The organism is bacterium (assembly GCA_040754625.1).
Taxonomy (GTDB): Bacteria; JACRDZ01; JAQUKH01; order JAQUKH01; family JAQUKH01; genus JAQUKH01.
This window is the reverse complement of sequence record JBFMCF010000080.1, coordinates 1-24,843: the sequence shown is the minus strand read 5'-3', so window position 1 is coordinate 24,843 and position 24,843 is coordinate 1. Positions and strand designations below refer to the sequence as shown.

Here is a 24,843-nt window from a genome sequence, read left to right as displayed (position 1 = left end):
TTTTCTTGCTGTAATCCATTTTTCTTTTTTAAGGAACTGGCATTTGGGACAGTGGCGGTTCCTGCATGAGTTGTAGGATATCTTTTCTTCACCGCAGGAATCGCATTTATCAATATGCCCGCCTAGTTCCTTGGTCCGGCAGATCTCTATCGAGCGCATGGCGCGGAGCTGATACAGCGGCAAGTCATGCGTTTGTCTGTAAGAATCTCCGTATTTACGAAAGATGTCGGCTGCTTCAATTTGACTGGAACGCATTATTTTGCTTAAACAGATTTTTTTGTATATTTGCGTTTTTTGGGGAAATCGAGCGGGCTTTTTATTGTGGAAAGATGTTTTTGAGTCACATGAGTATAATTTGCGGTTGTCCTGATATATTTGTGGCCCATCAGCCACTGGATAGTTGGAAGGTCGGTTTTTGCTTCAAGAAGATGAGTCGCGAAACTGTGCCTGAGGGTGTGAACTGTTGCGGGCTTTAATATTCCGGCGCGCTTGAGCGATTCCTTGAATATAAACTGTATTGACCTTGCGGTTATTGGTGACCACGGAGTTTCTCCGGTAAAAAGCCATTCGCTTGTTAATAATTCCGGAGGTATTTTTTCAGGACGCTCCTCGCAAAAATATCTTCTAAGCATGTCCAGAGCGGTTTTGGATAAAGTTGTGTACCGGTCTCTGCCTCCTTTGCCTGATCTGATAAAAATCATCATGCGTTTACTGTCGATATCGGAAACCTTCAACTTAGCAGCTTCACTGACACGCAGGCCTGCCGAATATATGAGCATAAGTATTGCTTTGTGTTTTATATTTGTTGTGACTTTAAACAAACGCAGGACTTCTTCTTTATCAAGAACCGCGGGTAATTTTTTTGCTTTCTTCGCGCGCGGAATTTTATCCAGGAACCACTCTGACTGCAGAGTAACCTCAAAGAGAAATTTTAACGCGCTGTAACATTGATTGACATGCGATGACGAATAATTTTTTTCTTCGATGAGATAATGCAGGTATTGCCTGACCTCGTCTCGCGAAAGTTTATCCGGGGATTTGTTGAAGTATGCAGAGATGTTTCTGACCTGGGCAAGATATGTACTTTGTGTCTTTTCACTGAATCTACGCAGAGCGAGATCCATCTTCATCCGTTCTCTAAGTTCTCCCATAAAATTCCTCCTTTGGTATGTATTGCATGGTACATACCTTTTTGTTTGCGTAAATTACTTTTACGCACCGGAGGAATTTTAGTCCGAGAGAACTGTTATGACAAGAGGAATGTGAAAGGTTTGTTGTTGTGGCAGGTAAACCGGTGGATTAACTGTCTGTTTTGGCTACCGCGAAGCGGTTTCAGTTCAACAATTAATAAACGAACTTCCTGATTACCTGCCTGCGGGTCAGAAACTTTATATAAATTACTAAAATTTTAGCCCTATATTTTCTGTTAGTCAAGAAATATCGACAAAAATGTTGATATGATTTTGTAAAACCTATATAATACCAGCAAATATGGACTTCTTATTTACTGGTAAAATTGATAAACCATGATATATTAATTTAAAATGAATACAATTTTAGAAGTCAAAAATTTAAAAAAATATTTTCCTCTGAAGACCGGGATATGGAAAGAGGCGGCGAGGGAAGTGAAGGCCGTTGATGATATTTCTTTTTCCATAGAAAGGGGAGAGACCCTGGGGCTGGTCGGCGAATCGGGATGCGGGAAATCGACTGTCGCGAGACTGGTCGCGGGGCTTTATCCTCCTACAGGCGGAAACATTATTTTTGAGGGGGAGGATATCGCGCGAAAAAAAGACAGGGCGTGGCGTAAAAAACTGCAGATTATTTTCCAGGACCCGTTTAGTTCCCTGAATCCAAGAATGACAATCGCGTCAATTGTCGGGGAGGGGATATATCTGCATAACCTGGCAAAAAACAAAAATGAAAGAGAGGATAAAATAAACTCGCTGCTTGGGCTGGTCGGTTTGAGCAGAGACATAAAGGCCCGTTATCCTCATGAATTCAGCGGGGGCCAGCGTCAAAGAATCGCTCTTGCCCGCGCGTTGTCGGTTGAACCTGAGTTTCTTGTCGCGGATGAGCCTGTGTCATCGCTGGATGTTTCAATCCAGGCGCAGGTCATTAATCTTTTTAAGGATTTGAGAGAAGAGTTTAATTTGACATATCTTTTTATTTCGCATGATTTAAGGGTAATTGAATTCATGTGCGACAGGGTGGCAGTGATGTATCTGGGCAAAATAGTCGAACTCGCGGGAAATAAGGAATTGTACCAGAATCCGCTGCATCCTTACACGCAAAGTTTGTTGTCCGCGATACCCAAAGCGTTTAAAGAAACCGGGAGTGAGCGAAAGCCCTTGAAGGGCGATATTCCCTCGCCGGTTGACCTGCCGCCTGGCTGCCGTTTCCAGCCGCGGTGCCCAAGAGCGGAAAATTTATGCCTGGAAAAAGAGCCAGGATTAAAAGAGATAAATTCCGGGCATTTCGCCGCCTGTCATTTTATTTCCCGCCTTTTTCAATCACCACGCTTGTCATAATCCCTTCCGGAGTAAATTTAAGCGAGGTTTCTGTCCTGTTTATGCTGTTGACAAACTTGTTCAACTGGACATTTAAGTCAAATCCAAAAGGCTGTTTCGGGGAGATTAAATCCCCGTGAACGGTGCAATAAACAGCATCCCTGTTTTTATCATATTTATGCTCGCCGTTTGAAGGACAGAACGGGAAATAGCCGTTTACGAGCATTGAAGCGTCGTTTATTTTGTCAAAAGGCACGTTCCGGTATTTATGCAGAACATAAATCGAGCCAAGATTGTTAAGGCAGACCTGCCGCATACGTTCCTGCCATCCAAGTTTAACCGTATCGGCAATTTTATTAAATGAATCGCCGCGAATGTTAAGTAAAACATTTGTCTCCGCTTTGGTAACATCTTTTGGATTATCGATAAGTTTTGTTAATACATCCAATTGATTGGCAATGATTAAGTGGTTTTTATAAACCATAAAATGGAGCCTGAGGTTAACTATTAACAGGTCAAGATCAAGCGTTTCTATTTTGTGTCCTTTATATTCAGGAGCAACTTCATAATTATTTACGCTTATCCATTCGTTTTTTCTTGCCCTGTTTTCCTGGGTGAAGGAATTAATCAGTTCATCTATAAAACGCTGCGCTTCTTTCTCGTCTTTCACTGAAATCGTCATATAGGTGGGCAGGTTCAGTGATGACAAAGCGAAGCTGATTGGCATCACTTCGAATCCCCTTCTTCCAAGCCCGCCAAAAAGAGGCCCGCCTTTGGATAAGTCCAATGAAAACATCATTTCATTATCCATGAAATTAATGCTCAGGTTATCTCCAAGAATTTTCATAAATTCTTCAATTGTAAAAGATGTTTTACCTACTAACTCCTGCGTAAATCTATCTGTGCCTTTTTCTTTTAAATTTATTTTTAATAAAAATTGCAAAATTGTGCCGGGCGCGGTTGGCAGGGATATTGAGACAGGGTCCCCGCCCGCGAAATCTTTGAAATCATTATAAATAGAATTTTCGATTAACGGTAAAATACATGTTTCAACTTTTATTGTTTTATCATCGAATTTTGCCCTTATGCCGACAGGGTCAAAAAACCCGGACCAGTAACTATTATATTGATTAACAAACCTTTCATATTCTGCCTGTTCTTTTTTTGACACAAGAGTCAAAGGCATTTCTGCTATCGGGGTAAGATAACGTAGCCTGCCGTGAACGGAGCATGAGGGTTCCATTGTTTTTGGATTTATTGAATAGCTTCCTCCGTCGGGACAGACAAGGTAACCGGGGCCTAAATAATATTCTTCCAGCAGTTTTTCCAATACGGGCGGTTCCGTGTTTTTTTCCATGTAATACATTGTGATAACGTTATTTATCATCCGTAACGTTGTATTACACCTGATTCTTCTCTGCCGCGCTATTTTCCATTTCGGCCCGACTAATTTCCGGATAAAAGTTTCCGGAAGATACAGAAATGCGTCTTCCTGTGATTTATCTTCAGGGAAGATTGTCCGCATATACAGAAAATCTTTGGCGTCAGCGAGCGAGGGATGTTTTTTATCATAAGTATCAATTATTTTTTCTAAAGCGGCTTTTGAATTTGAATATACTTTAAAATCACCCAGGTAACAGGAAAAAGATGATACTGTTTTGTCGCCGGTTGTTAATGAATGAACCGCGTATTGTCCATAGGGTATGTCAGTTTCTTTTAAATCTTTAAACTTTTCTTTTGCGTCAGCGAAATATCCGGACATCTGCGCGTCAAACAGTGTTTTATTTTTGACAGTAAAAATGATTGATATGTCTGTTCCCTCGTGAATAAACGGGTCGTTGCCCACGATTGCCAGGTCGTCTATAACCTTATCCCCGAACAATCTTGTCAGGACAGAAATTTTTACGCAGAGCTGGGTGAGATATTTTTCTTTCAACCCGGCGTCGTGCGATGAAACCTGCATCGTATTAAGTAAACTTGAACCCCACTGGTCCAGTAAATCCGAAAATTCTATTTCCTTGTTTATATCTGAGAAATGGAAATAATAAAATTCTTCAGGGACAAGCGATACGATAGGCAGTATTTTCGGGGAACGGTTATTAAGCATTTCTTCAAACGGGTGTGATTTTATCTTGGGCCCTGCTAAATTTTCAACAGGGACCTCGTCTTTATATTTACCTTCGGCCGCCGCGGTCATTCTGTCGAGCTGGAGAGATTCCTGGATTGCCAGCGCGCCGGTAGTTACTGAATATAAGTCGGGAGTTTGTTCTCTATTTCTTCCAAATGTTCCTGGCTGTGTAATTGATTGTCCCGGGACGTTTAAACGTTTCGAAGTTTGCCTGGTAATGTAAGGAAATACGCTGTCACCGGGAGTTGAGTTACCTATCCGGGTCAGATTTACCTCCTGTGCTTTTGCCCATTCATTTAAAATTATTTTGTCTCCGCCCGGTGTTTCAGGCAATTCAAATTCTATTTTTAATATATTTTCTCCTGTGGTTTGATTATTGATGTTTAAAACGGCTTTTCCCTGTTTTTTGAACCTGCCGTAGATATTATGAATAACACTTCTATTTATTGATTCTATCTGTGGTTTAACCGTAGCCGCAGCCACGGGTTGTTTAAACCTCAATTGATTTAATTCATTTTGCAGTTTTTCGTATTCCACTATGGCATTATTATATAAAACATCATTGTCCTTCATTTGTTTTTCATATTTTTTTTTCTTTTCCTCAGATGAATTTTTAAGAGAATTGTATTCGTTCAATAATATAATACCTTTAGTTTCTAATTCTTTGACTGTTTTTTGTTTATTTTGCATTTCTTCTAATTTGGATTTATATTCCTGCGATTCCGTGGGTTGCATATATATTTTTGTTTCACCTGGTGTTTTATTTCTCCCGCTTACTCCGTAAACCGCAAATAAATTGTCTCCCTCAAAAGTGACAACCAGAGAATTGGGAGAATAACCTTTTAATTCATCAGAAGTTAATGAGGTTTTAAATACACCAATATTTATATCTTTATATTTTATTTTTTTTGCATCACTTTGGATTGCAGTGTTATTTTGTGATCCCTGAACATTTCCGGGGAAGGGCGCGCCTAATATTCTGGTAATGTCAGATAAGGTGCCGGGACCCGCCTTTCTTCCGTCCTGCGCTAATCCGTAGCAGTGGTTTTCGTCTTGTCCAATGGCATAAAGCTTGAATTGAACACCTTCAGGGTTAGTGGCGGCGGCGATCAGACTGCCATAAGAACCGTCCGTTTTAATATTAGTGGGCCAAACTGATTCAGATTCTAATGTTTTTACTAATGCATTGACATCGGAAATATTTATGGGATAGGTTCCGTTGTCAGCCGCGTACATTTCCATTGCCGTTTTTACTGCGTCAAGAGTGGAAGAAGCCGCGGGGTCTCGTCCTGTTGTCTGAACGGCAGATGTATCCTCCTGAAGTTCAAATTTGTCGTTTTTATAATATAACACTTCTTTTGTATAAGTTTTTTCCTTCGATTTGACATTGGCTGTTATTTGAGAGTGGGTTGCGGCCTTCTCTTGTCCGCTGTCAAGAAAATCAAATGATTTGACTTTTAACGGATGAATTAACACAAAAAGAAATACTATCAGAAGAATTTTTTTCATTTCCCCCCCTGTTTTGAAGTATAATATCCCATATTATAAATTAAATTAAAAAATTTTAATACTGTTTTAATAATATTTTAATTGTTTTTTTATATACTATCATCCAAATTGCAATATCCGAAAACAATGCGAGAAGATGATATGAACCCCTCCCGGCCTCCTCTTTGAGAAAAGAGAAGAAGAAGTTTCCCCTCTTTTTTTTCGCGAAGCGATCACTTCGTAAAAAGAGGGGATTAAGGGGAGTTCTAACAGGAGAAGCCAATGATAAAGATTGATGGATTGACAAAATATTACGGCGATGTCTGCGCTGTGGACCATATCAGTTTTGAAATCAAGAAAGGTGAAATTTTGGGTCTGCTCGGCCCGAATGGGGCGGGAAAAACCACTACCCTTAGAATCCTGACCTGTTACCTTGAACCGAGCGCGGGGAACGTCGCAGTTAAAGATTATAATATTTACGATAATTCCCTGGAAATTAAAAAATTAATCGGTTACCTGCCGGAATCAGCGCCGTTATATCCCGATATGCTTACTTTTGATTATCTGAGTTTTGTGGCCAATGTCCGCGGGCTTGAAGAAAACAAAAAAAACAGCCGCATTAAGGAACTCGCGGGCCTTTGCGGGATAAGTGAAGTTATGCATAAACCCATCCATGATCTTTCAAAAGGGTATAAGCAGAGAGTAGGGCTTGCCCACGCGATGATGAATGACCCGGAAATCCTTGTACTGGATGAACCTACATCAGGGCTTGACCCGAACCAGATTGTTGAAATACGCGACATTATCAAGGAAATCGGCAAGAAAAAAACAATTATTTTATCGACCCATATCCTGAGCGAGGCGGAAGCCACGTGCGACAGGATTGTTATTATAAACAAAGGCAGGATTGTCGCGGATGGCTCAACCGAGGAGCTTAAAAAGACGGCAGTCAATGAATACATTATAAATATTTCTATTCAAAACAGTGATTTCAAAACTGTTAAGAAAATATTTGAAGATATTCCCGGTGTTACGGGTGTGTCGCTGTTAAATGACAAAAACGATGCAGTAGACTTTTACCTGTCCTGCAAAAGTGATAAAGATATACGCCCGGAAATTTATTATGTCATTAAAGGAAACAACTGGGTGCTTTTGGATTACCATATGCAGACCAGGACCCTGGAGACAATCTTCAGGGAGTTAACGAAGGGGAATTGATATGAAAAATGCGGTAAATATTTTTAAAAAGGAATTCGCGGCTTATTTTATATCGCCTATCGCTTATATTGTGATTTCTATTTTTCTTGTCCTGACCGGCTGGTTTTTCTTTTCCACTTTTTTTCTGTACCGCCAGGCTGAACTCAGGAATTTCTTTGAACTTCTTCCTCTTACTTTCGCGTTTATAATCCCTGCCGTTACCATGCGTTTATTTTCCGAGGAATTGAACATCGGTTCTTATGAATTGTTGTCAACTATGCCCGTATCGTCCCTTGATATTATATCCGGGAAATTTATGGCTTCAGTGATATTCATTATTATAATGCTCCTGCCGACTGTTTCATACAGTATCTTTATTTCATTTCTCGGTGAACTGGACTGGGGGCCTGTTGTCGGCGGCTATACCGGCGCGGTGTTGCTTGGTGCCGCGTTTTCCTCAATAGGGTTATTTTCTTCATCGCTTACCCGTAACCAGATAATTGCCTTTATCATCGGCATGGCGGTTTGTTTTGTCCTGACGCTTTTGGATAAAATACTTTTTTTCCTTCCAAGGGATTTTTTGAGCGTGTTTGAATTTTTAGGGGCTGATTTCCATTTTCATAACATTTCGAGAGGGATAATCGATTCAAGAGATTTGTTGTATTTTATAAGTTTGTGTTTTATTATGCTTTACAGCACGAATCTTGTGATACAAGGGAAAAAATAAGGGAGTTTATGATGGAAAATATATTAAAACAAAAAAATAAGTATTATAAATTCTTAATCTATTTAATAGTTGTTGTCCTTGTTAATATGGCAGGCGCGACACTGTTTTTCAGGTGGGACCTGACCTCTAATAAAATATTTTCCTTGTCGGTACCGAGCAGAAAAGTTGTCGCCACGCTTTCCGAGCCTTTGACCGTAAAGGTGTTTTTTACCGGGAAACTGTCCGCCCCTTACAATAATATTGAACGGTATCTCGCGGATCTTTTACAGGAATATTCCATATACGGCGGGAAATATTTCAATTACCAGTTTTTCAACGTGTCCGGCGAGGAAAACGAAAAGGCAAAAGTTAACCAGGACCTCGCCCATAATTATGGCATTTATCCTGTCCAGATTCAAAATATCGAAAAGGACGAGGTCAAATTCCAGAAGGCGTATATGGGGCTGGTTTTGATTCACGGGAACATAATAGAAACAATCCCGACAATAACCTCGACAGAAGGCCTTGAATTCCTGATTACTTCAAAGATACAAAAGATGAATAACAAGATAAGCGCGCTTTTAAACCTTAAAGAAAAGGTAAAGGTTAAATTATTTTTGTCTTCTTCACTGCAGGTTGTGGGCCCTTATATGAATTTAACGGGGCTTTCTGAAACAGCGGGAAAGATTGAAGAGATGACCAGGAAACTGAATGAAAAAAACTTTGACAGGCTGGAATTTGTAAATTATGACCCGAGCCGGGAACCGTCTCAAAGCAAAGAAGCAGAAAAAAACGGCATCCTGGCCCTCCAGTGGGACGAGTTCAGGGACAGGACAGGCAAATCAATTTCAAAAGATAAAGGTTATATCGGAATTATTGTGGAACACGGCGATAAAACAGAAAACATCAAATTGCTGGATGTTTTTCGCCTGCCGCTTTTTGGGACGCAGTATCAGCTCGCGAAAATGGATGAAATTGAAGAAAGTATTAATGAGGCAGTTGAAAATGTCATAAGCGTAAATGAAGAAATAGGCTATCTTGCCGGGCACGGCACGCGTGAACTCGGCATGATGGACATGCCTTTTTCGAACCAGGGCAGGGAAGAGTCTCTTAAAAATTTTTACGGCATGGTCAGCGAGGAGTATACTTTAAAACAGGTAAATTTAAAAGAAACGGGTGTTCCTGAAGGCCTGCCGTCCCTGATAATAGCCGGGGCCAAAGAGAAATTTTCAGATTATGAATTATACCAGATTGACCAGTATTTAATGAAAGGAAAGAACCTCGCGGTTTTTGTTGATTCATTTAATGAAATTGTTCCCCGGCAGGGTTTTAACGGAATGGGAGGTTTCCAGAATCCAGTGTATCTGCCTGTAAATACCGGGCTTGAAAAGCTGCTCGAGCATTACGGCGCCGGCATTAAGAAATCGTATGTTCTTGATGAAAATTGTTTTAAGCAGAGCATCCCCGAGGCCTTTGGCGGCGGGGAACAGACGGTATATTTCGCCCCGATAATTAAAAATGAATTTATTAATAAAAAGTTAAGCTTTTTGAAAAATATAAAGGGGCTTGTGATGTTTAAGTCTTCCCCTGTGGAACTGGACGAGGAGAAGATAAAAAAATACGGGTTAAAGGCTGAAAAATTATTTTCATCATCAGAAAAATCATGGGACATTTCGGATGATATTAATTTGAATCCAATGTTTATCCAGCCTCCGAAGGGAGAAAATAAATATAAACAAATGGTAATGGCGTGTATTCTTGAAGGTTATTTCCCGAGTTATTTTGCCGATAAACCTATTCCAGAAAAAGAAGCTGAAGAAGGCGGGGACGATAAAAAAGACAAGAAAAATGACAAGAATAAGGCGAAAGGCATTGACATGTCAAGTATCCAGGCAGGGGAAGCGACCATTAAAAAAGGCAAACCGGGAAAAATATTTGTTATAGGAACATCGGAGATTTTGCTGGATAATATTCTTGATAAAAAAGGCATGGGTCCAAACGCGCATTTTATAATGAACATTATTGATTACCTGAATAATAAAGAGGCATATGCCGTTATGCGCAGTAAAGCCCAGCGTTTTAATCCTTTAAAGGAAATTAAACCTGATTCGAAAGTGCTGATTAAGGGCGCTAATATAGCGGGTTTGCCCGTGTTGATTATAATAGCCGGGCTTATGGTCTTTTTGAGGCGCCGTTCAAGACAGCGGGTCATTCAGCAGATATTCGGAAAATGACGGGAGATTATACAATGAAGATAAAAAAAGAATATATAATTCTTGCGGCAGTAATATTATTTCTTTCGGCTTATCTTTTGATGAAACAGAAAGGTAAAGTCCATTATTCACTCCTGGAATTGAAAAAGGCGGACAAAAAAGATATTACAAAAATCATATTGAAAAAGGCGGGGTTGGAAATAAAATTGGTGAAAAAAAATGATAAGTGGATAATAGAACCCGGAAATTTCCGGGCGAATAACGATCTCGTGGAGAAGATGGCTGATGAAATAAGTTCTCTCGCTGTTACCGACCTTGTTTCCGAATCAAAGAATGATGTTCTCTATGACCTGGACAAAGAAAAGAAAATTGAGGTCTGGGCCTGCAAGGGAGACGAAATCTTAAGAAAAATCGAGATAGGCAAACCGGCTTCTTCATACCGGCTCACATTCGTAAAAGTCGAAAATGACGGCAAAATTTATCACGCGAAGGGCAACCTGGCAAATACATTTGATAAAACGTTGTCTGGCCTCAGGGACAAAACTGTCCTGTCTTTTAAAAGCGAGGAAATCACAGGAGTTTCAATAACCAAAGCCAATAAAAAATTATCGATAGTAAAATCGCCCGCCCAGGCTTCCATTGACTTGAATAAAGATAAAACCGGAGATAAAAAGGATTTACGGCCTGAGTGGGCCACGGATAAAGGTGAGGCTGTAAATGAGGCGGAAATAGAAGAAATTGTCAAAACATTGTCAAATTTAACGTGTGATGATTTTATTGATGATAAGAAAAAAAGCGATATAAAAAATCCCTCATATTCAATATCTCTTACAGGCGCGAAAGAATATTCAATATCTCTTTTCGAAAAAACCGGTGATAAATACACCGCGATTTCTTCCGAATCCGAATACCCGTTTTATATTTCAGAATGGAACGCGAAACGTTTTATGAAAGATTTGGATTTGTTAACAGAGAAGAAAAAATGATATTTTTTAGTGCCTGATTTCATCCAATATTTCCTGGACAGTGGGAAACAATTCAATATTTGTGTGCGGTAAAAACAGGCTTGCCATATATTCGTTCATGAAATTGTTTGATACTGAAAGTTCCCTGTAGGTGACATTTCCCGCGATTTTCGCGGCCTCTTCCTGCATGTTACGGGAGAGAAGGGTTAAATAGGCGCCTATGACCGACGTGTTACCGAGATACTGGTATTTCCCGGGGTCTATATCGGGCAGCATCCCGATAATTATCGCTTTTTCTATATTTAAATAATGCCCGAACCCGCCTGCAATCAGGAAGCTGTCCAGGTCCGATGGTTTATAGCCCATTTCATTCAGCAAAAGGGAACATCCCGCGTAAATCGCGCCTTTGGCCCTCAGGATATTGTCAATATCCGGTTCAGTTATGGTAATATCGCTGTCTATGCCTGATTCGTTTTTCCAGACCAGGACATACTCCCATCCGTATTTTCCTTCCCGGACCCTTTGGGTTTTAACGTCTTTGTTAAATTTGCCTTTTTGAGTTATAATTCCCGCCAGGTACAATTCGGCGATTGTGTCGATAGTCCCTGAGCCGCAAATGCCAATCGCCTTTTCGTGACCTGTGACCGTGATGACCGGTTCAAATGTTTTTCTGTCGATTTTTACCTGGTCGATCGCGCCGTTTGTGGCGCGCATGCCGTATTTTATTCCCGCGCCTTCAAAAGCGGGCCCGGCCGAGCAGGATGCCGAAACAAGCCATTCGTGGTTCCCCAAGACAATTTCACCGTTTGTTCCCACATCGAGAAACAGCGTCAGTTTACCGCTTTTTGTCATTCCCGACGCGAGTATCCCTCCGGTAATGTCTCCGCCGATATAACTTGATACGCCCGGCACGCAGTAAAGTGAGGTATGGGCGTTAGTTTTTAACCCGGCGTCTTTTGCCGAAAGAAGAGGGGTAGTTGTAAAGGCCGGGATATAAGGATCAATACGAATATTGTTTGGGTCTATTTTTAAAAAAAGATGGATCATTGTTGTATTCCCGCCGCAGGAGACACAATCAATGTTCCGCCGGTGAATCTTGTGTTTTATTAATAATTTGCCGACAAGATTGTTAATTGTATCAACAACTAATTTTTGCAGCGCGGCTAATCCGTTTTTTCTTTCTGTATAAATGATTCTGGAAATAATATCAGTCCCGCAGCTTATCTGTTTGTTGTAATCTGATTCGGTCCCGATAATATGCCCGGTTAATAAATCTACAAGATAAACCACCACTGAGGTCGTTCCGATATCAATCGCCAGGCCTAACCGGTGGCAGGTAGTATCGCCCGGCTGGATATCGACTATTTCAAAGCCGCGTTCAGATTCAAGAACCAGCACGGTAATTTCCCAATTTTTTCTGCGCAGTGTTTTTGTTAATCTGCTGATTATATCAAGGCCGCACCATAACTTTTCAGAAGAGTAACCTTCATGGCTTAATTCCTGGAATAAACGGGTAAGGTCACTGATATTGTTATCAAGGCTTGGAGGTGTAAGTTTTAATTTAATCCGTTTAATACTTGGCGTTATTTCCCATTTGCCTATTTCAATCCGCGCGGCTGTTTTTAATCCGGTTGATATTTTAGCAGGTTTCGCGATGCGATGTTCTTTAGGGACATAGACATCAAGGTCTTCTTCAATAAGGACCAGGCACGCCTGAATCCAGCCTTCGGCAATCTCTTTTTTCGAAAGATGAGGCGAAACACCGGCACTGGGGCTGCCTTTCAGTATTTTAACTTTACAACTTCCGCATGTTCCCTGCCCGCCGCAGTTAGAAAGTATTTCAATGCCGGTTTCCGTTGCCGCCTGCAAAAGGTCTGTCCCTTTACGGACCTCAATGGATTTATTTTCAGGTAAAAAGGTTACTTTGCATTTCATAATCAATTATTATCGACTATTTTATGTAAAATTTCTACACAAAAATATTGTCTTAAAAAGAATTTTAATTTGACCGATTTAGTATTATTCAATATAATACATAAATACTGAATTTAACAAAGTTTAAAGGAGATTTAAATTATGGAGAATCAGCAGAATTGTGATAGAGTAATTGAAACTTTATTAAGAACATCAAAAATTTTACTAAATGCAAAAGACTTCAAAGAAGCGGCAGAAATTGTATTTCAAAATTGCAGGGAAATAATTAGGGCAACAGGCGGGTATATAGCCCTTCATAATAAATTAAAAAATGAAAATGAAGTTGTTTTTATTAATTCCGGCGGCAGTGTCTGCAATGTTGACTCAAATTTACCTATGCCTATCCGCGGATTAAGGGGAGAAGTCACCAAAACAGGCAGGGCAAAGTATTATAATGATTTTCAATCTACTGAGTGGGCATCTTTACTGCCCGAAGGACATATATTACTTGATAATGTCTTAATGGCCCCTTTTCTTATTGAAGGAAAAGTCGTAGGTCTGTTTGGCCTTTCAAATAAACCTGGTGGATTTACAGAAGATGACGTTAATATCGTATCGTTATTTGCGGAATACGCCGCGTCTTCTCTATATAATATCAGGGCGGGAGAACTTCTTAAAAAAAGTGAAGAATGTTTTCGTTCGGTAACGGCAAGCGCAACCGATGTTATTATCTGTGCAGATGCACAGGGGAACATAACTCTATGGAATAAATCTGCAGAAAATATTTTTGGTTATTCATCTGATGAGCTGATAGGAAAGCCGCTTGATATTATAATTCCAGAACAATTCAGGAAGGCTCATCAAAAAGCCCTCAGCAGATTTATTTCTACAGGACAATCAAAACTTATCGGAAGGACTATAGAGACAACAGGTTTGAGAAAGAATAATAGTGTATTTCCGTTGGAATTGTCCCTGTCAGCATGGAAGATAAAAGAGGAAACTTTTTTTACCGCTATTATTCGTGATATTTCCAAACGTAAATTGGATGAAGAAAAAATACATCAGCTTAATAATGCCCTTGAACAACGTGTTAATGAACGGACTGCAGAGCTTAAAAAAGCCTATGATATCCAGACTACCATTAACTCCATATTACAGTTTTCTCTTAAGGATGTAAGCCTTGAAGAAATTTTAAAATATACACTAAATCTTATTCTTTCCATCAATTGGCTTAGTTTTGAATCCCGCGGCAGTATTTTTCTTGTTGAAAATGACCCTGATATCTTAGTGATGAAGGCGCAAAATGGACTTTCTGAGTATATACAGACAACATGCAGTAAGGTCCCTTTTGGCAAATGCTTATGTGGGAAAGCGGCTGTTGAGAAAAGTATAGAATTCAGTGATAAACTTAGTGAACGGCACGAAGTTACCTATGAAAATATAGAATCTCATGGGCATTATTGTGTTCCGATTTTACATTTAAACAAAATACTTGGTGTAGTAAATATATATATAAAAGAAGGACATAAACATTCCAATATAGAAGAAGAATTTTTAACGGCAGTTGCGAATACATTAGCCAATATTGTTATTCTCAGGCAGTCTGAAAAAGAAATGAGAAAACTCTTGCTTGCTGTGGAACAAACAACCGACTGGGTTATTATAACAAATAAAACAGGGGACATTGAATATATAAATAAAGCAGTTGAGGATATAAGTGGATATAAAAAAGAGGAACTAATTGGGCAAAATACGAGAATTTTTAAATCTGATAAACATAACAGAGAATTTTATAAAGAAATATGGGATTCCATTCTTTCAGGAAAATCCTGGGTCGGAATAATTATAAACAGAAAAAAGGATGGAAGACTTTTTGAAGTTTATAATAATATAATGCCGCTCAAGGATGATAAGGGAGTGATAACACATTTTGTTTCAATAGCAAAAGATATTACCCAGCAAAAACTTATAGAAAAAAGACTTAACTACCTGGCCTATTATGATACAATCACAGACCTGCCTAATAGGAATCTTTTTATTGATAGAATAACTCAAAGTATAACAAGAGCAGAATATAACAAAAAATTTATTGCTCTCTTATCTATTGATATTGACAGGTTTAAATTTATAAATGATAGTTTTGGGGTTGAGACCGGGAACATGGTTTTAAAAGAAGTCGGTAAAATACTTTCCGGTTCTCTTTATGAAAGAGATACTGTTGCCCGTCTTGGAAACGATGAGTTCGGGGTGTTATTAATTGATATTATAAGTTCTGAAGATATTATTCTTCTTATTGAGAAAATTATGAAAAATTTTGAAACGCCGCTGAAAATTAATAACGAAGAGATAGCTTTAACCATTAGTATCGGTATTTCAATTTGTCCTGATGACGGAAAAGACGTTAATGAATTAATGAAAAAAGCGGATCTGGCGCTTTTAAAGGCAAAAGAACAGGGCAGAAAAAACTATCAATTTTACACTCCAGAGATAGATACAAAAGCGCTGGAATTTACTCTATTGGAAAAACACCTCCTTAACGCACTGAAAAATAATGAATTTGTGCTCTATTACCAGCCCTATTTTGACATTATCACAAAAAAAATAGCCGGGATGGAAGCCCTTATCAGATGGAATAATAAAGAATTGGGATTGATCTGTCCGGGTAAATTTATACCTGTGCTTGAAGAAACAAAGATGATAATAGAAGTCGGCGAGTGGGTTTTAAAAACTGCGGTAAAACAGGTGAAAGAATGGCAGGATAAAGGACTTTTGATAGTTCCAGTTTCCGTGAATTTGTCTTTAATTCAGTTCAAACAAAAGGATTTATCAAAAATGGTTAATAGTATAATTGATGAAGCCGGCCTTTCTCCGTCGTTTTTGACCCTGGAAATAACAGAAAGCGTTTTTACGGAGGATATTGAATATACTAAATCCGTCCTGAAAGAATTAAAAAATATCGGCATCTCAATTTCAATAGATGATTTCGGAACAGGTTATTCATCTTTGACTTATTTAAAAAGGTTCCCGATTGATAATTTAAAGATTGATATATCATTTATAAGAGAAATTACATTGGATCCGGATACCGCTTCAATTGTAACAGCCATTATAGCAATGGCGCATACTTTAAATATCAAAACAATTGCCGAGGGTGTTGAAACCGAAGAACAGTGGAAAATTCTTAGGTTACTCAGGTGTAATATAGCCCAGGGTTACTATTTCAGCAAACCCATAACTGCCGAAGATATGGAGAAAATGCTTTAATACTGCCTTCTATTTTTAAAATTTAGTGCTTGACAATGAACGAAAATGAAACTATAATGTAACCATAATAGTTACAAAAGGAGGGCAATATGGCAAACATGACAATAAGAAATATACCTGAAGACGTTATAGATAAAATCAAAACATTGTCTGTTTTAGAAAGGCGGAGTATTAATAATGAGATTTTAGTAGTTTTAGAAAAGGGCTTAAAAGAAGAGACAATGATTGATGAGGTATTGGAAAAGATTATACACCCGGTTCTTCAGATTAAAATTTGGGAAAATTTATGCGGAAAATGGAGGGATAAGAGGACAACAGAAAAAATTATTGATGACATTATATCAACAAGGTCAAGAGGAAGAAAGGTAGTATTATGATTTTATTAGATACAGATGTTTGCATAGAATTACTGCGTGGAAATAGAAAGGTTATTGAAAACAGAAAAAAGACCAATGACCAGATTGCTGTATCATTTATGACGGTAGCTGAATTATATTATGGTGCAGAGAAATCCGGGAATAGGGATAAAAATATCGGATTAATAGAGGAATTTCTGTTGACTGTCCAAATTATACATTCAAATATTGCCATTTTAAGAAAATTTGGTGAGTTAAAAAATGATTTAAAAAAAATAGACAATTTGATAACTGATGCGGATTTATTAATAGCTTCGACCTCTCTTGTTAAATGTAATACGCTTATAACTGGAAATATCAGGCATTTTAGCAGGTTTGAAGGATTAAAAGCCGAAAATTGGATACATTAGATATTCCAAAAAACCCCCTGCAAAATTAACCCGAAGATAAAGGACATATTTTCAAAATTTTCCCCGGATGTTCAACCGCAGGCAGAAGTCAGATACAGCCTCGGGATGTGGACGCGGGGCGAAGAGATTGATACTGTCATAAAGTCAATAGAAAAAGCCCTCTAACTTCATTCCAACACACAAAAAAATGCTGGTTGACAAATTGCAAATGTGGTTTTATAATAACTGAATTATCTATAAGGTCCGGGCGATTAGCTCAGGTGGTTAGAGTACTTGCTTGACATGCAAGGGGTCACTGGTTCAAGTCCAGTATCGCCCACCATGTCCGCCTTGGCGGACAGAGCAATCGAGAATCGAAAATCGAGATTCGATTAAAAGACTCTCGATTGCGGTCAAATTTCGATTATCGATTTTCAAATTATGGCATTCATAATTGATGAAAATTGAATCAGGTAATCCGCCTAAGGTATAGAGAAAATTCAGGGAGCCCAGATTGAATAAAAACAACCCGGATGTCGTTGACGTGGATTTTAATACCAAAGAAGGAAAAGAAATTTACTGGCACAGCACATCTCATATCATGGCGCAGGCGGTAAAATCGCTTTTCCCTGAGGTAGAGCTCGCCATAGGTCCCGCCATTGAAAATGGTTTCTATTATGATTTTTATAAGAAGGAACCTTTCCTGCCTGAGGATCTGGAAGTTATCGAGAAGAAAATGAATGAAATTATCAAGGCGGATTATCCTTTTGTTAAAGAAATAAAAAAAATTAATCCGATGAATTACGGGCCATTTAAACTTGAACTGATTGACGAAATAAAAAAACAGGGGCAGGAACCCACTTTTTACACTCAAGGCGATTTTACGGATTTATGCCGCGGGCCCCATGTGAAATCAACAGGTAAAATCGGCGCGGTAAAACTTATTTCCATAGCCGGGGCTTATTGGCACGGAGACGAAAAAAATGAAATGCTCCAGCGGATATACGGGATTTCATTTCCCACACAGAAACAATTGGATGAATATCTGTTCCAGGTTGAAGAGTCAAAAAAACGCGACCATCGCAAATTAGGGCGTGAATTAAAATTATTCAATATATTTGATGAAGCCGGCGCGGGGCTGGTTTTTTATTATCCAAGAGGGGCGACCCTTCGCCGTATAATTGAGGATTTTGAAAGAAAAGAACATTATCTCAGGGGGTATCAGGAGGTCATAGGGCCGCAAATCCTGAAATCCGATGTATGGAAAAAATCAGGACATTACGGTTATTACAAGGAAAACATGTATTTTTTCAATGTTGATAACCAGGAATTCGGCATAAAACCTATGAACTGCCCGGGGCATTTTTACATTTACAAATCGGATATAAGAAGCTACAGGGACATGCCTTTGCGGTATTTTGAATTAGGGACTGTTCATCGCCATGAAAAGGCGGGCGTACTTCATGGATTGCTGCGTGTCAGGGCTTTTACGCAGGATGACGCGCACATTTTCTGTATGCCTGAACAATTGCCGGGTGAGATAAAAGGAGTCATCGGTTTTATAAAATACACATTAAATGTTTTTGGTTTTACTGAATTTGAGATGGAGATAAGCACAAAACCTGGAAAATATATCGGCAAAGATGAGGATTGGGAACAGGCGACAAATGTGTTGAAAAGTTCTTTAGAAAATTTGAATCTGCCTTATCAGATTAACGAAGGCGACGGGGCTTTTTACGGCCCAAAGATTGACATTAAACTCCGTGACGCTTTAAACAGGACATGGCAGTGCGCTACGATACAGGTTGATTTCGCCCTGCCGGAGCGTTTCCATCTGAAATATATAGGAAATGACGGGAAGGAACACCAGCCTGTAATGATTCACCGTGTGCTCCTGGGTTCCCTGGACCGTTTCATGGGTGTTTTAATCGAGCATTACGGGGGCGCTTTTCCATTGTGGCTTTCACCGGTCCAGGTAAAAATACTGCCTATTTCCGACAAACATATGGATTACGCTTTTAAATTGAAAGAAGAATTATTAAGCATGGGTTTCAGGGTGGAGGTTGATTCAGCGGAGGGGACAGTCAGTAATAAAATCCGCGAATCGCAGAATGAAAAGGTCCCGTATATGGTGGTCATAGGCGATAAGGAAATCGAAAAAAATTGCGTGTCTGTCCGTGAGAGAAAATCAGGCAACCTCGGCCAGATGGAAACAAAAAAGCTTATAGAGATATTAAAAGACAGGCTTGAGAAAAAGTTATAAATTTTATGAGTGAAAAAATTAAATCCCCGGATTTGATTAATAAGCTGATTTATTTTTGTTTTTTTCTCGCCATTTTTTTTCTGGGTGTTCTTTTCAATTTAAATCTGGCCAGGTGGAAGGATTTTGGTGTTTTTTTTGTTATTTTGTTTATTTTTGTCTTTTGGGTGATTAAATTAGTTGAAGAAAACGACCTGAAGCTGGTACGTACGCCGCTTGATTATGTGGTTTTAATATATTTGTTTTATTCCATTATTTCCTTCTTTTTTTCCCCTTCAAAAAGTTCCGCGTGGGTTAATTTATATCAATTGTTCCTGCCAATAATTCTTTTTTTTGCCGCTGTAAATAATTTGGAAAACCAAAAAAAAATTGATTATCTGGTGATATTTCTTGTTTTTACGGGTTTCCTTGCAGGGATATACGGTTTTTTTCAATATGCCGGATATAATTTTAAGGCAGGGACGGATGTGGACAGGATATTTTCAACTTTCGGAAATTCCATTCTTTTTGCCGGTTATATTATTTTTATTTTCCCGGCGGCACTAAATATGATATTTCAGGAAGAAAAAAAACCCGTATTTTATTTATTTTCTGTTTTTACTTTTATTTTGTTTTTTGATTTGGTTGTTACAAAAACAAGAGGAGGGTGGCTGGGGTTTTTGACAATGGCCGTTCTCTTTATTTATTTACATTTTAAGTACGGGTATTTCAAAGACAAAATAATAAATTGGGAAAAAGTTGTTCCCATAGTGGCTTTAGTTTGTGTCGGTATTTTAGGCCTGATTTTTTGGAAGTGGGATGCTTTGTTTGACATATTGTCCCGTCCTACAGGGAGGTATTTTGTCTGGCAGGGAGCGGTGAGGATGGCAATGAGCCGTTTTCTTTTTGGGCATGGAATTGGGTCTTTCCCCCTGGTTTTCCCAAACTTCAGGTCAAATGAGTTTTTAGCCATGCATCCTGTTGATAAGAATTTTGTCCGCCATGCGCATAATGAATTTTTAGAGATATGGGCAGAGCTTGGAACAGCGGGGTTAATTTTATTTCTGGTTATTTTATGGATGATTTTTCGTCTAAGCGTTGTGTTAATAAAAGAGAACAACGAAAAAAAATCCAGGTTTTTGACTATCGCGCTTGTTTCAGGGATAACCGGGGATCTGGTTTTTAATCTAACCAGTATCGATTTAAGGTTTGTTTCCTCGTCTGTTTTGTTTTGGCTGTACGCGGGCATGATAGCCCTTATGTATAATTTATATTGCCAGGAAGAAAAAATATATACGGGCCTTGCCCTGGATTATAAAGAAAAATTTACACCTAATATTCCATACCCTGTTTTTAAAATAATAGTTTATATACCTTTGATTCTTTTTGTGTTTTTGATGGTAAAAACTTTTACCAAACCTTTCCAGGCAATGTTTGAAATTCCGGAAAAGGAAGAATTTTTCAGCAAAAGCCCTGAAGTGGGTGACAATATAAAGGAGCTTGAAGAAATTGTTAAAACAGATACGACACAGGCATTGCTTTATTATAAACTTGGGACGCTATACGCAAAACAGGAAAATTGGGACAAGGCACTGCAAAACCTTGCCATGTCGGTTGCCATTAACCCTTATAACCCCGGGCCTTTTAATAATATCGGCAATATATATTTTACAATTGGGAATTTGGATCTTGCAATAAAGAGCTACCAGCAGGCGCTGCTGGCGGACCCCAATCATGCCGATTCGCATTTTAATCTCGCGTACGCATTCTTTAAGACAGGCAAGCTGAATGAGGCGGTAAAGGAACTCGACATAGTTTTAAAACTGGAGCCTGATAATGCCAAGGCCTTAAAGGTGAGAGAGATGATTATACAGTAGTATGGGGAAATTTCGCCCCTTTATATTTTTGTTCTCTTTTTGTATCTTTCAATTATTTCTTTGAGATGTTCGGTATATTTTTTAGCCCCGCCTTTCTGGTACCCGGTCTGGCCGGCAAATTCACCTTCAGGGTCCAGAATAATAATTGTGGGATAACCCTTTATTTTATATTTATCAGCAAGCCTCTTATTTTGTTCTATAACTTCTTTTGTCTGGGGTTTTTCATTCGGAAAATCCACAAGAACGCAAACTAAATTCTTTTCCGCGAACTGTTTAAAGTCCTCCTGGCTGAAAACTTCTTTATCTAATTTGATGCACCACCCGCACCAGTCGGAACCGCTGAAATCCATTAGAATATATTTGCCGGTTTTTTTTGCAAGAGATAAGGCCGTTTCAAAATTTGTTTCCCACTCAAGGGCATAAATAGACAAGGAAAGCAATACGGCTAAAATTACACTTGAAACAACTGTTTTTTTCAAATGACACCTCCTTGTTTTTTTAAACTATATTTTATAATATTTGTGTACGATTGTCGATGAATTTTATTTATCCAATAGATTTTTTATTTTTCTATTGACAAAAGAAAATGATAGAAGTAAAATCCGGAGTATAACAATAATAAAAGGTTATACATGGATGAAAATAGCTTTTTAAGAATATTTAGTAAAATAAATATAAAAAAGGCGTTCCAGAAATGTTTTATATTGGAATGCCTTATTTTTTTCTATCTGCTTTTTATGTTTAAAAACATTGTTCACAGCGAAACCACCTATGTATCCGGTAGAATTTCATTTGATACAGTCTGGTCCGCAAGTTGTAATCCCTATATTGTAACTTCAACAATAGAGATTTACGGCGACACAGCGGCTGCGGTGCAGTTAACTATAGATACCGGTGTAATAATAAGATTCGAAAGCGGGACAGGACTGCGTGTGGGGAACGGTTTAAACAAGGGGATATTGAGAGCGATAGGCGGGAGTGTGGAACCTGAACGGATAAAATGGACAGCAAATACCGGTACGCCCGTCCGGGGATACTGGGGAAATATAATAATAGACGATGGTGCAGCGGATTATGACACCCTGACAGGAGATGGGACTGTCCTTGAGAACTGCGATATTGAATATGGAGGGGAATATTTCTCGTCAGATGAAAATATTTACATCTATAACAGTTCCCCGGGGATAAAAAACTGCGTGATACGAGAAAGCCGTGCAAACGGGATAAGGCTCTACGAAACGAGCAATTCGTTGATAGAGGGAAATACAATAACCGGCAATGGGGCCTATGGAATATATCTTCTAAACAGCACACCAAAACCCGTGATAACAAAAAACACCATAACAAACAACGGGAACTATCCAATAAGAATATATGTAACCGCAATAAACGGATTAAGATTGGACAACATATATAGTATGAATAGCCCGGACATGGTGGAAGTCATGGGAGAAATAATAAGCGAAGGGTATATAAAATTCAGTGATACAGGTATTCCATATTACATAAACGGCAACATAGAATTGAGATACTTTCGAGCGGACACAAATGTCCGTATGGAGGTAGGAGAAGGCGTTGAGATGAGGATAAAGAAGGACTGCGGGATAGGTGTGGGTTCCCATGCCTGGTATATGAACACATATCCTCCTGAGTTAAAGATAAAAGGGACCGTGTCAAACCCGGTAAAGATAACATCGGCAGAGCCGGTGCCGGGACGCGGAGACTGGATAGGAATATGTTTTGAGAACGGGAACATTAACGGATTATCGGAGATAGAAAATTGCGAGATAGAATACGCGGGGAAAAGTATATACTGGGGTTACCCGTATTACCAAACCCTATGGTATGGAGGGATAACCTTGATTGGAGGCGCGAGGGTGAACATGAATGGAGTGAAGATAAGATACAGTAAACAGCATGGTGTATATAACGCGGGAGGGGATCTAATTATTGATGGAGCTGAAATAAGAGAAAATGATTGATACGGTATATACAATTACGGTGTATGCCGGGTGACAAACAGCATAATAACAGGAAATGGCGAATACGGTATAAGGACAATCCCGAATGACGCGGGGAAAATGGTAAATAACGATATAAGCGGAAATACCAAAGAAGGGATATATATTCTTGGTGGAGATATACTTGAAGACGGCATATGGGAGAAGAACAACAGCTTCTATCTGATAAACGGCGGCATAAACATAAACTCCGAGAATTTTCCGAAAGTAGAAATAACCCCCGGGGTGGAATTAAAATTTAATCCGAATACAGGATTAACAATAACAAAAGGTTCATTATATGCCTATAGCACCACAGAAGTAATAACCTTTACATCCAATAAGAACGAAACGGATAAAACAGCGGGAGACTGGAAAGGCATATACTTTGGAGGAGATACCGAGGATAGTGCAGCAGTCCTTGAAAACTGCGTTATCGAATACGCGGGAGCGATAACCAACAGCGGCCTTTATTTTAACTCATCTTCGCCGAAAGTAGTAAAAAGCATAGTAAGAAAAAACAACGGGCACGGAATCTATTGCGCAAACGCGTCCCCTCAAATAGAAAACAGCACAATATCAGACAATACAAATTACGGCATATATTGCAGCGACACATCCAGCCGGCCAAATATAATAGATAATAATATCAGTAGTAATGGTAATTACCCTCTAAGACTTGGAATAAACGGCCTTGGAAATTTAAACAACAATTTATATACTGCAAATGGAAGACAAGCTCTTGAAATAATCGGAGAAAGAATAACAAATGATTTATTGATAGGAAATACAGGCTTAAAACAATATGATGTGGTGAGTTCACCGATATATATTTACGGCGACACAGTAGCCGCAATCCAATTAACCATAGATACCGGGGTAATATTAAGATTCGAAAGCGGGACGGGAATACAGGTAGGATATGGTAGCAATAAGGGAATATTGAGAGCAATAGGCGGAAGTCAGGAACCGAATAAGATAAAATTCACGGCAAATACTGACACACCTTTCCGCGGATACTGGGGAAATATATATTTTGATGACGGCGCAACGGATTATGACACGGCATCAGCGACAGGGAGTATATTAGAGAATTGCATAATAGAATACGGTGCTCAACCGGGATATGCGGATGAAAATATATACATATTAAACAGCTCCCCAGGGATAAAAAACAACGATATAAAAGAAAGCAGGACAAACGGCATAAGAATAGATGGTGCAAGCAGTCCCTTAATAGAAGGAAATACAATCACAAACAATGGTACATACGGAATATATTTAACTTCAAATATCCCACGCCCTTTCATAACAGAAAATACAATAACCGGAAACGGCAGTTATCCAATGAGATTTTGGACAAACGGTATAAACATAATAACAAATACCAACATATACAGCATGAACAACCCCGACATGATAGAGGTAATAGGGGAAGAAATAATAGACGGAGAAGTCCGGTTCAAGGAGGCGGGGATACCCTATTATATAAACGGGAATATAGTCATTGGATGGCGGAATGACAGGAACGTCCGGATGGAGATAACAGAAGGTGTGGAAATGAGGATGAAGAAAGACTGCGGGATATTTGTAGGAG

Annotated in this window: 16 protein-coding genes, 1 tRNA gene and 1 pseudogene; 13 read left to right on the top strand and 5 right to left on the bottom strand. The window is 39.0% G+C overall.

The window, feature by feature from the left end:
- Both AB1498_07170 and AB1498_07165 read right to left on the bottom strand, forming a co-directional pair.
- Positions 1-255, bottom strand: a 255-nt coding sequence (locus tag AB1498_07170; protein MEW6088072.1) for a transposase zinc-binding domain-containing protein, incomplete at its 3' end; no start/stop codon positions are given.
- A gap of 8 nt (positions 256-263) precedes the next feature.
- A complete protein-coding gene (locus AB1498_07165; protein ID MEW6088071.1) occupies positions 264-1,151 on the bottom strand; it encodes a site-specific integrase in 888 nt (295 codons plus the stop codon).
- Positions 1,152-1,544: 393 nt separating this feature from the next.
- Between AB1498_07165 and AB1498_07160 the strand changes: the two genes are divergently transcribed.
- A complete protein-coding gene (locus AB1498_07160) occupies positions 1,545-2,531 on the top strand; it encodes an ABC transporter ATP-binding protein (protein ID MEW6088070.1) in 987 nt (328 codons plus the stop codon).
- Here AB1498_07160 and AB1498_07155 read toward each other — a convergent pair.
- Complete coding sequence (locus tag AB1498_07155; GenBank protein MEW6088069.1) at positions 2,494-6,147, bottom strand: hypothetical protein; 3,654 nt, start codon at positions 6,145-6,147, stop codon at positions 2,494-2,496. The genes AB1498_07160 and AB1498_07155 overlap by 38 nt on opposite strands.
- Before the next feature lie 261 nt (positions 6,148-6,408).
- Here AB1498_07155 and AB1498_07150 point away from each other — a divergent pair, with 261 nt between their 5' ends.
- The 4 genes from AB1498_07150 to AB1498_07135 are packed head-to-tail and all read left to right on the top strand — an operon-like array spanning position 6,409 to position 11,228.
- The gene (locus AB1498_07150) at positions 6,409-7,344 is read left to right on the top strand and encodes an ATP-binding cassette domain-containing protein (GenBank protein MEW6088068.1); all 936 of its coding nucleotides are present in this window, start codon (positions 6,409-6,411) and stop codon (positions 7,342-7,344) included.
- A gap of 1 nt (position 7,345) precedes the next feature.
- Positions 7,346-8,050, top strand: coding sequence for an ABC transporter permease subunit (locus tag AB1498_07145; protein ID MEW6088067.1), 705 nt, complete (start codon positions 7,346-7,348; stop codon positions 8,048-8,050).
- 11 nt (positions 8,051-8,061) lie between these two features.
- Positions 8,062-10,263 (top strand): Gldg family protein, encoded by a 2,202-nt coding sequence (locus tag AB1498_07140; protein ID MEW6088066.1) that lies wholly within the window; start codon positions 8,062-8,064, stop codon positions 10,261-10,263.
- A 14-nt stretch (positions 10,264-10,277) separates the two neighbouring features.
- Complete coding sequence (locus tag AB1498_07135) at positions 10,278-11,228, top strand: DUF4340 domain-containing protein (protein MEW6088065.1); 951 nt, start codon at positions 10,278-10,280, stop codon at positions 11,226-11,228.
- A 6-nt stretch (positions 11,229-11,234) separates the two neighbouring features.
- Here the strand turns inward: AB1498_07135 and AB1498_07130 are convergent, their stop codons facing one another.
- The gene (locus AB1498_07130; GenBank protein MEW6088064.1) at positions 11,235-13,142 is read right to left on the bottom strand and encodes an ASKHA domain-containing protein; all 1,908 of its coding nucleotides are present in this window, start codon (positions 13,140-13,142) and stop codon (positions 11,235-11,237) included.
- A gap of 141 nt (positions 13,143-13,283) precedes the next feature.
- Between AB1498_07130 and AB1498_07125 the strand changes: the two genes are divergently transcribed.
- The 6 genes and pseudogenes from AB1498_07125 to AB1498_07100 all read left to right on the top strand — a co-directional run bounded on the left by AB1498_07125 (position 13,284) and on the right by AB1498_07100 (position 21,246).
- Positions 13,284-16,385 carry an EAL domain-containing protein gene (locus AB1498_07125; protein ID MEW6088063.1) on the top strand — a complete coding sequence of 1,034 codons (3,102 nt, stop codon included), beginning with the start codon at positions 13,284-13,286 and terminating at the stop codon, positions 16,383-16,385.
- A gap of 89 nt (positions 16,386-16,474) precedes the next feature.
- Positions 16,475-16,762 carry an Arc family DNA-binding protein gene (locus AB1498_07120; protein ID MEW6088062.1) on the top strand — a complete coding sequence of 96 codons (288 nt, stop codon included), beginning with the start codon at positions 16,475-16,477 and terminating at the stop codon, positions 16,760-16,762.
- Positions 16,759-17,151: a PIN domain-containing protein gene (locus AB1498_07115; protein MEW6088061.1), complete on the top strand. Its 393-nt coding sequence runs from the start codon at positions 16,759-16,761 to the stop codon at positions 17,149-17,151. Before AB1498_07120 ends, AB1498_07115 begins: the two co-directional genes overlap by 4 nt.
- Before the next feature lie 245 nt (positions 17,152-17,396).
- Positions 17,397-17,473 (top strand) — tRNA-Val (locus tag AB1498_07110).
- A 228-nt stretch (positions 17,474-17,701) separates the two neighbouring features.
- A pseudogene (thrS, locus tag AB1498_07105) lies at positions 17,702-19,393 on the top strand (threonine--tRNA ligase).
- A 5-nt stretch (positions 19,394-19,398) separates the two neighbouring features.
- Positions 19,399-21,246 (top strand): tetratricopeptide repeat protein, encoded by a 1,848-nt coding sequence (locus AB1498_07100; protein ID MEW6088060.1) that lies wholly within the window; start codon positions 19,399-19,401, stop codon positions 21,244-21,246.
- A 20-nt stretch (positions 21,247-21,266) separates the two neighbouring features.
- Here AB1498_07100 and AB1498_07095 read toward each other — a convergent pair whose 3' ends face one another.
- Positions 21,267-21,725, bottom strand: a complete 459-nt coding sequence (locus AB1498_07095; protein MEW6088059.1) for a thioredoxin family protein — start codon at positions 21,723-21,725, stop codon at positions 21,267-21,269.
- A gap of 153 nt (positions 21,726-21,878) precedes the next feature.
- On the opposite strand from AB1498_07095, the gene AB1498_07090 reads away from it, so the two are divergent.
- Positions 21,879-23,228 (top strand): right-handed parallel beta-helix repeat-containing protein, encoded by a 1,350-nt coding sequence (locus AB1498_07090; protein MEW6088058.1) that lies wholly within the window; start codon positions 21,879-21,881, stop codon positions 23,226-23,228.
- Positions 23,229-23,258: 30 nt separating this feature from the next.
- Positions 23,259-24,843: right-handed parallel beta-helix repeat-containing protein (locus tag AB1498_07085; GenBank protein ID MEW6088057.1), on the top strand; the 1,585-nt coding region annotated here is incomplete at its 3' end.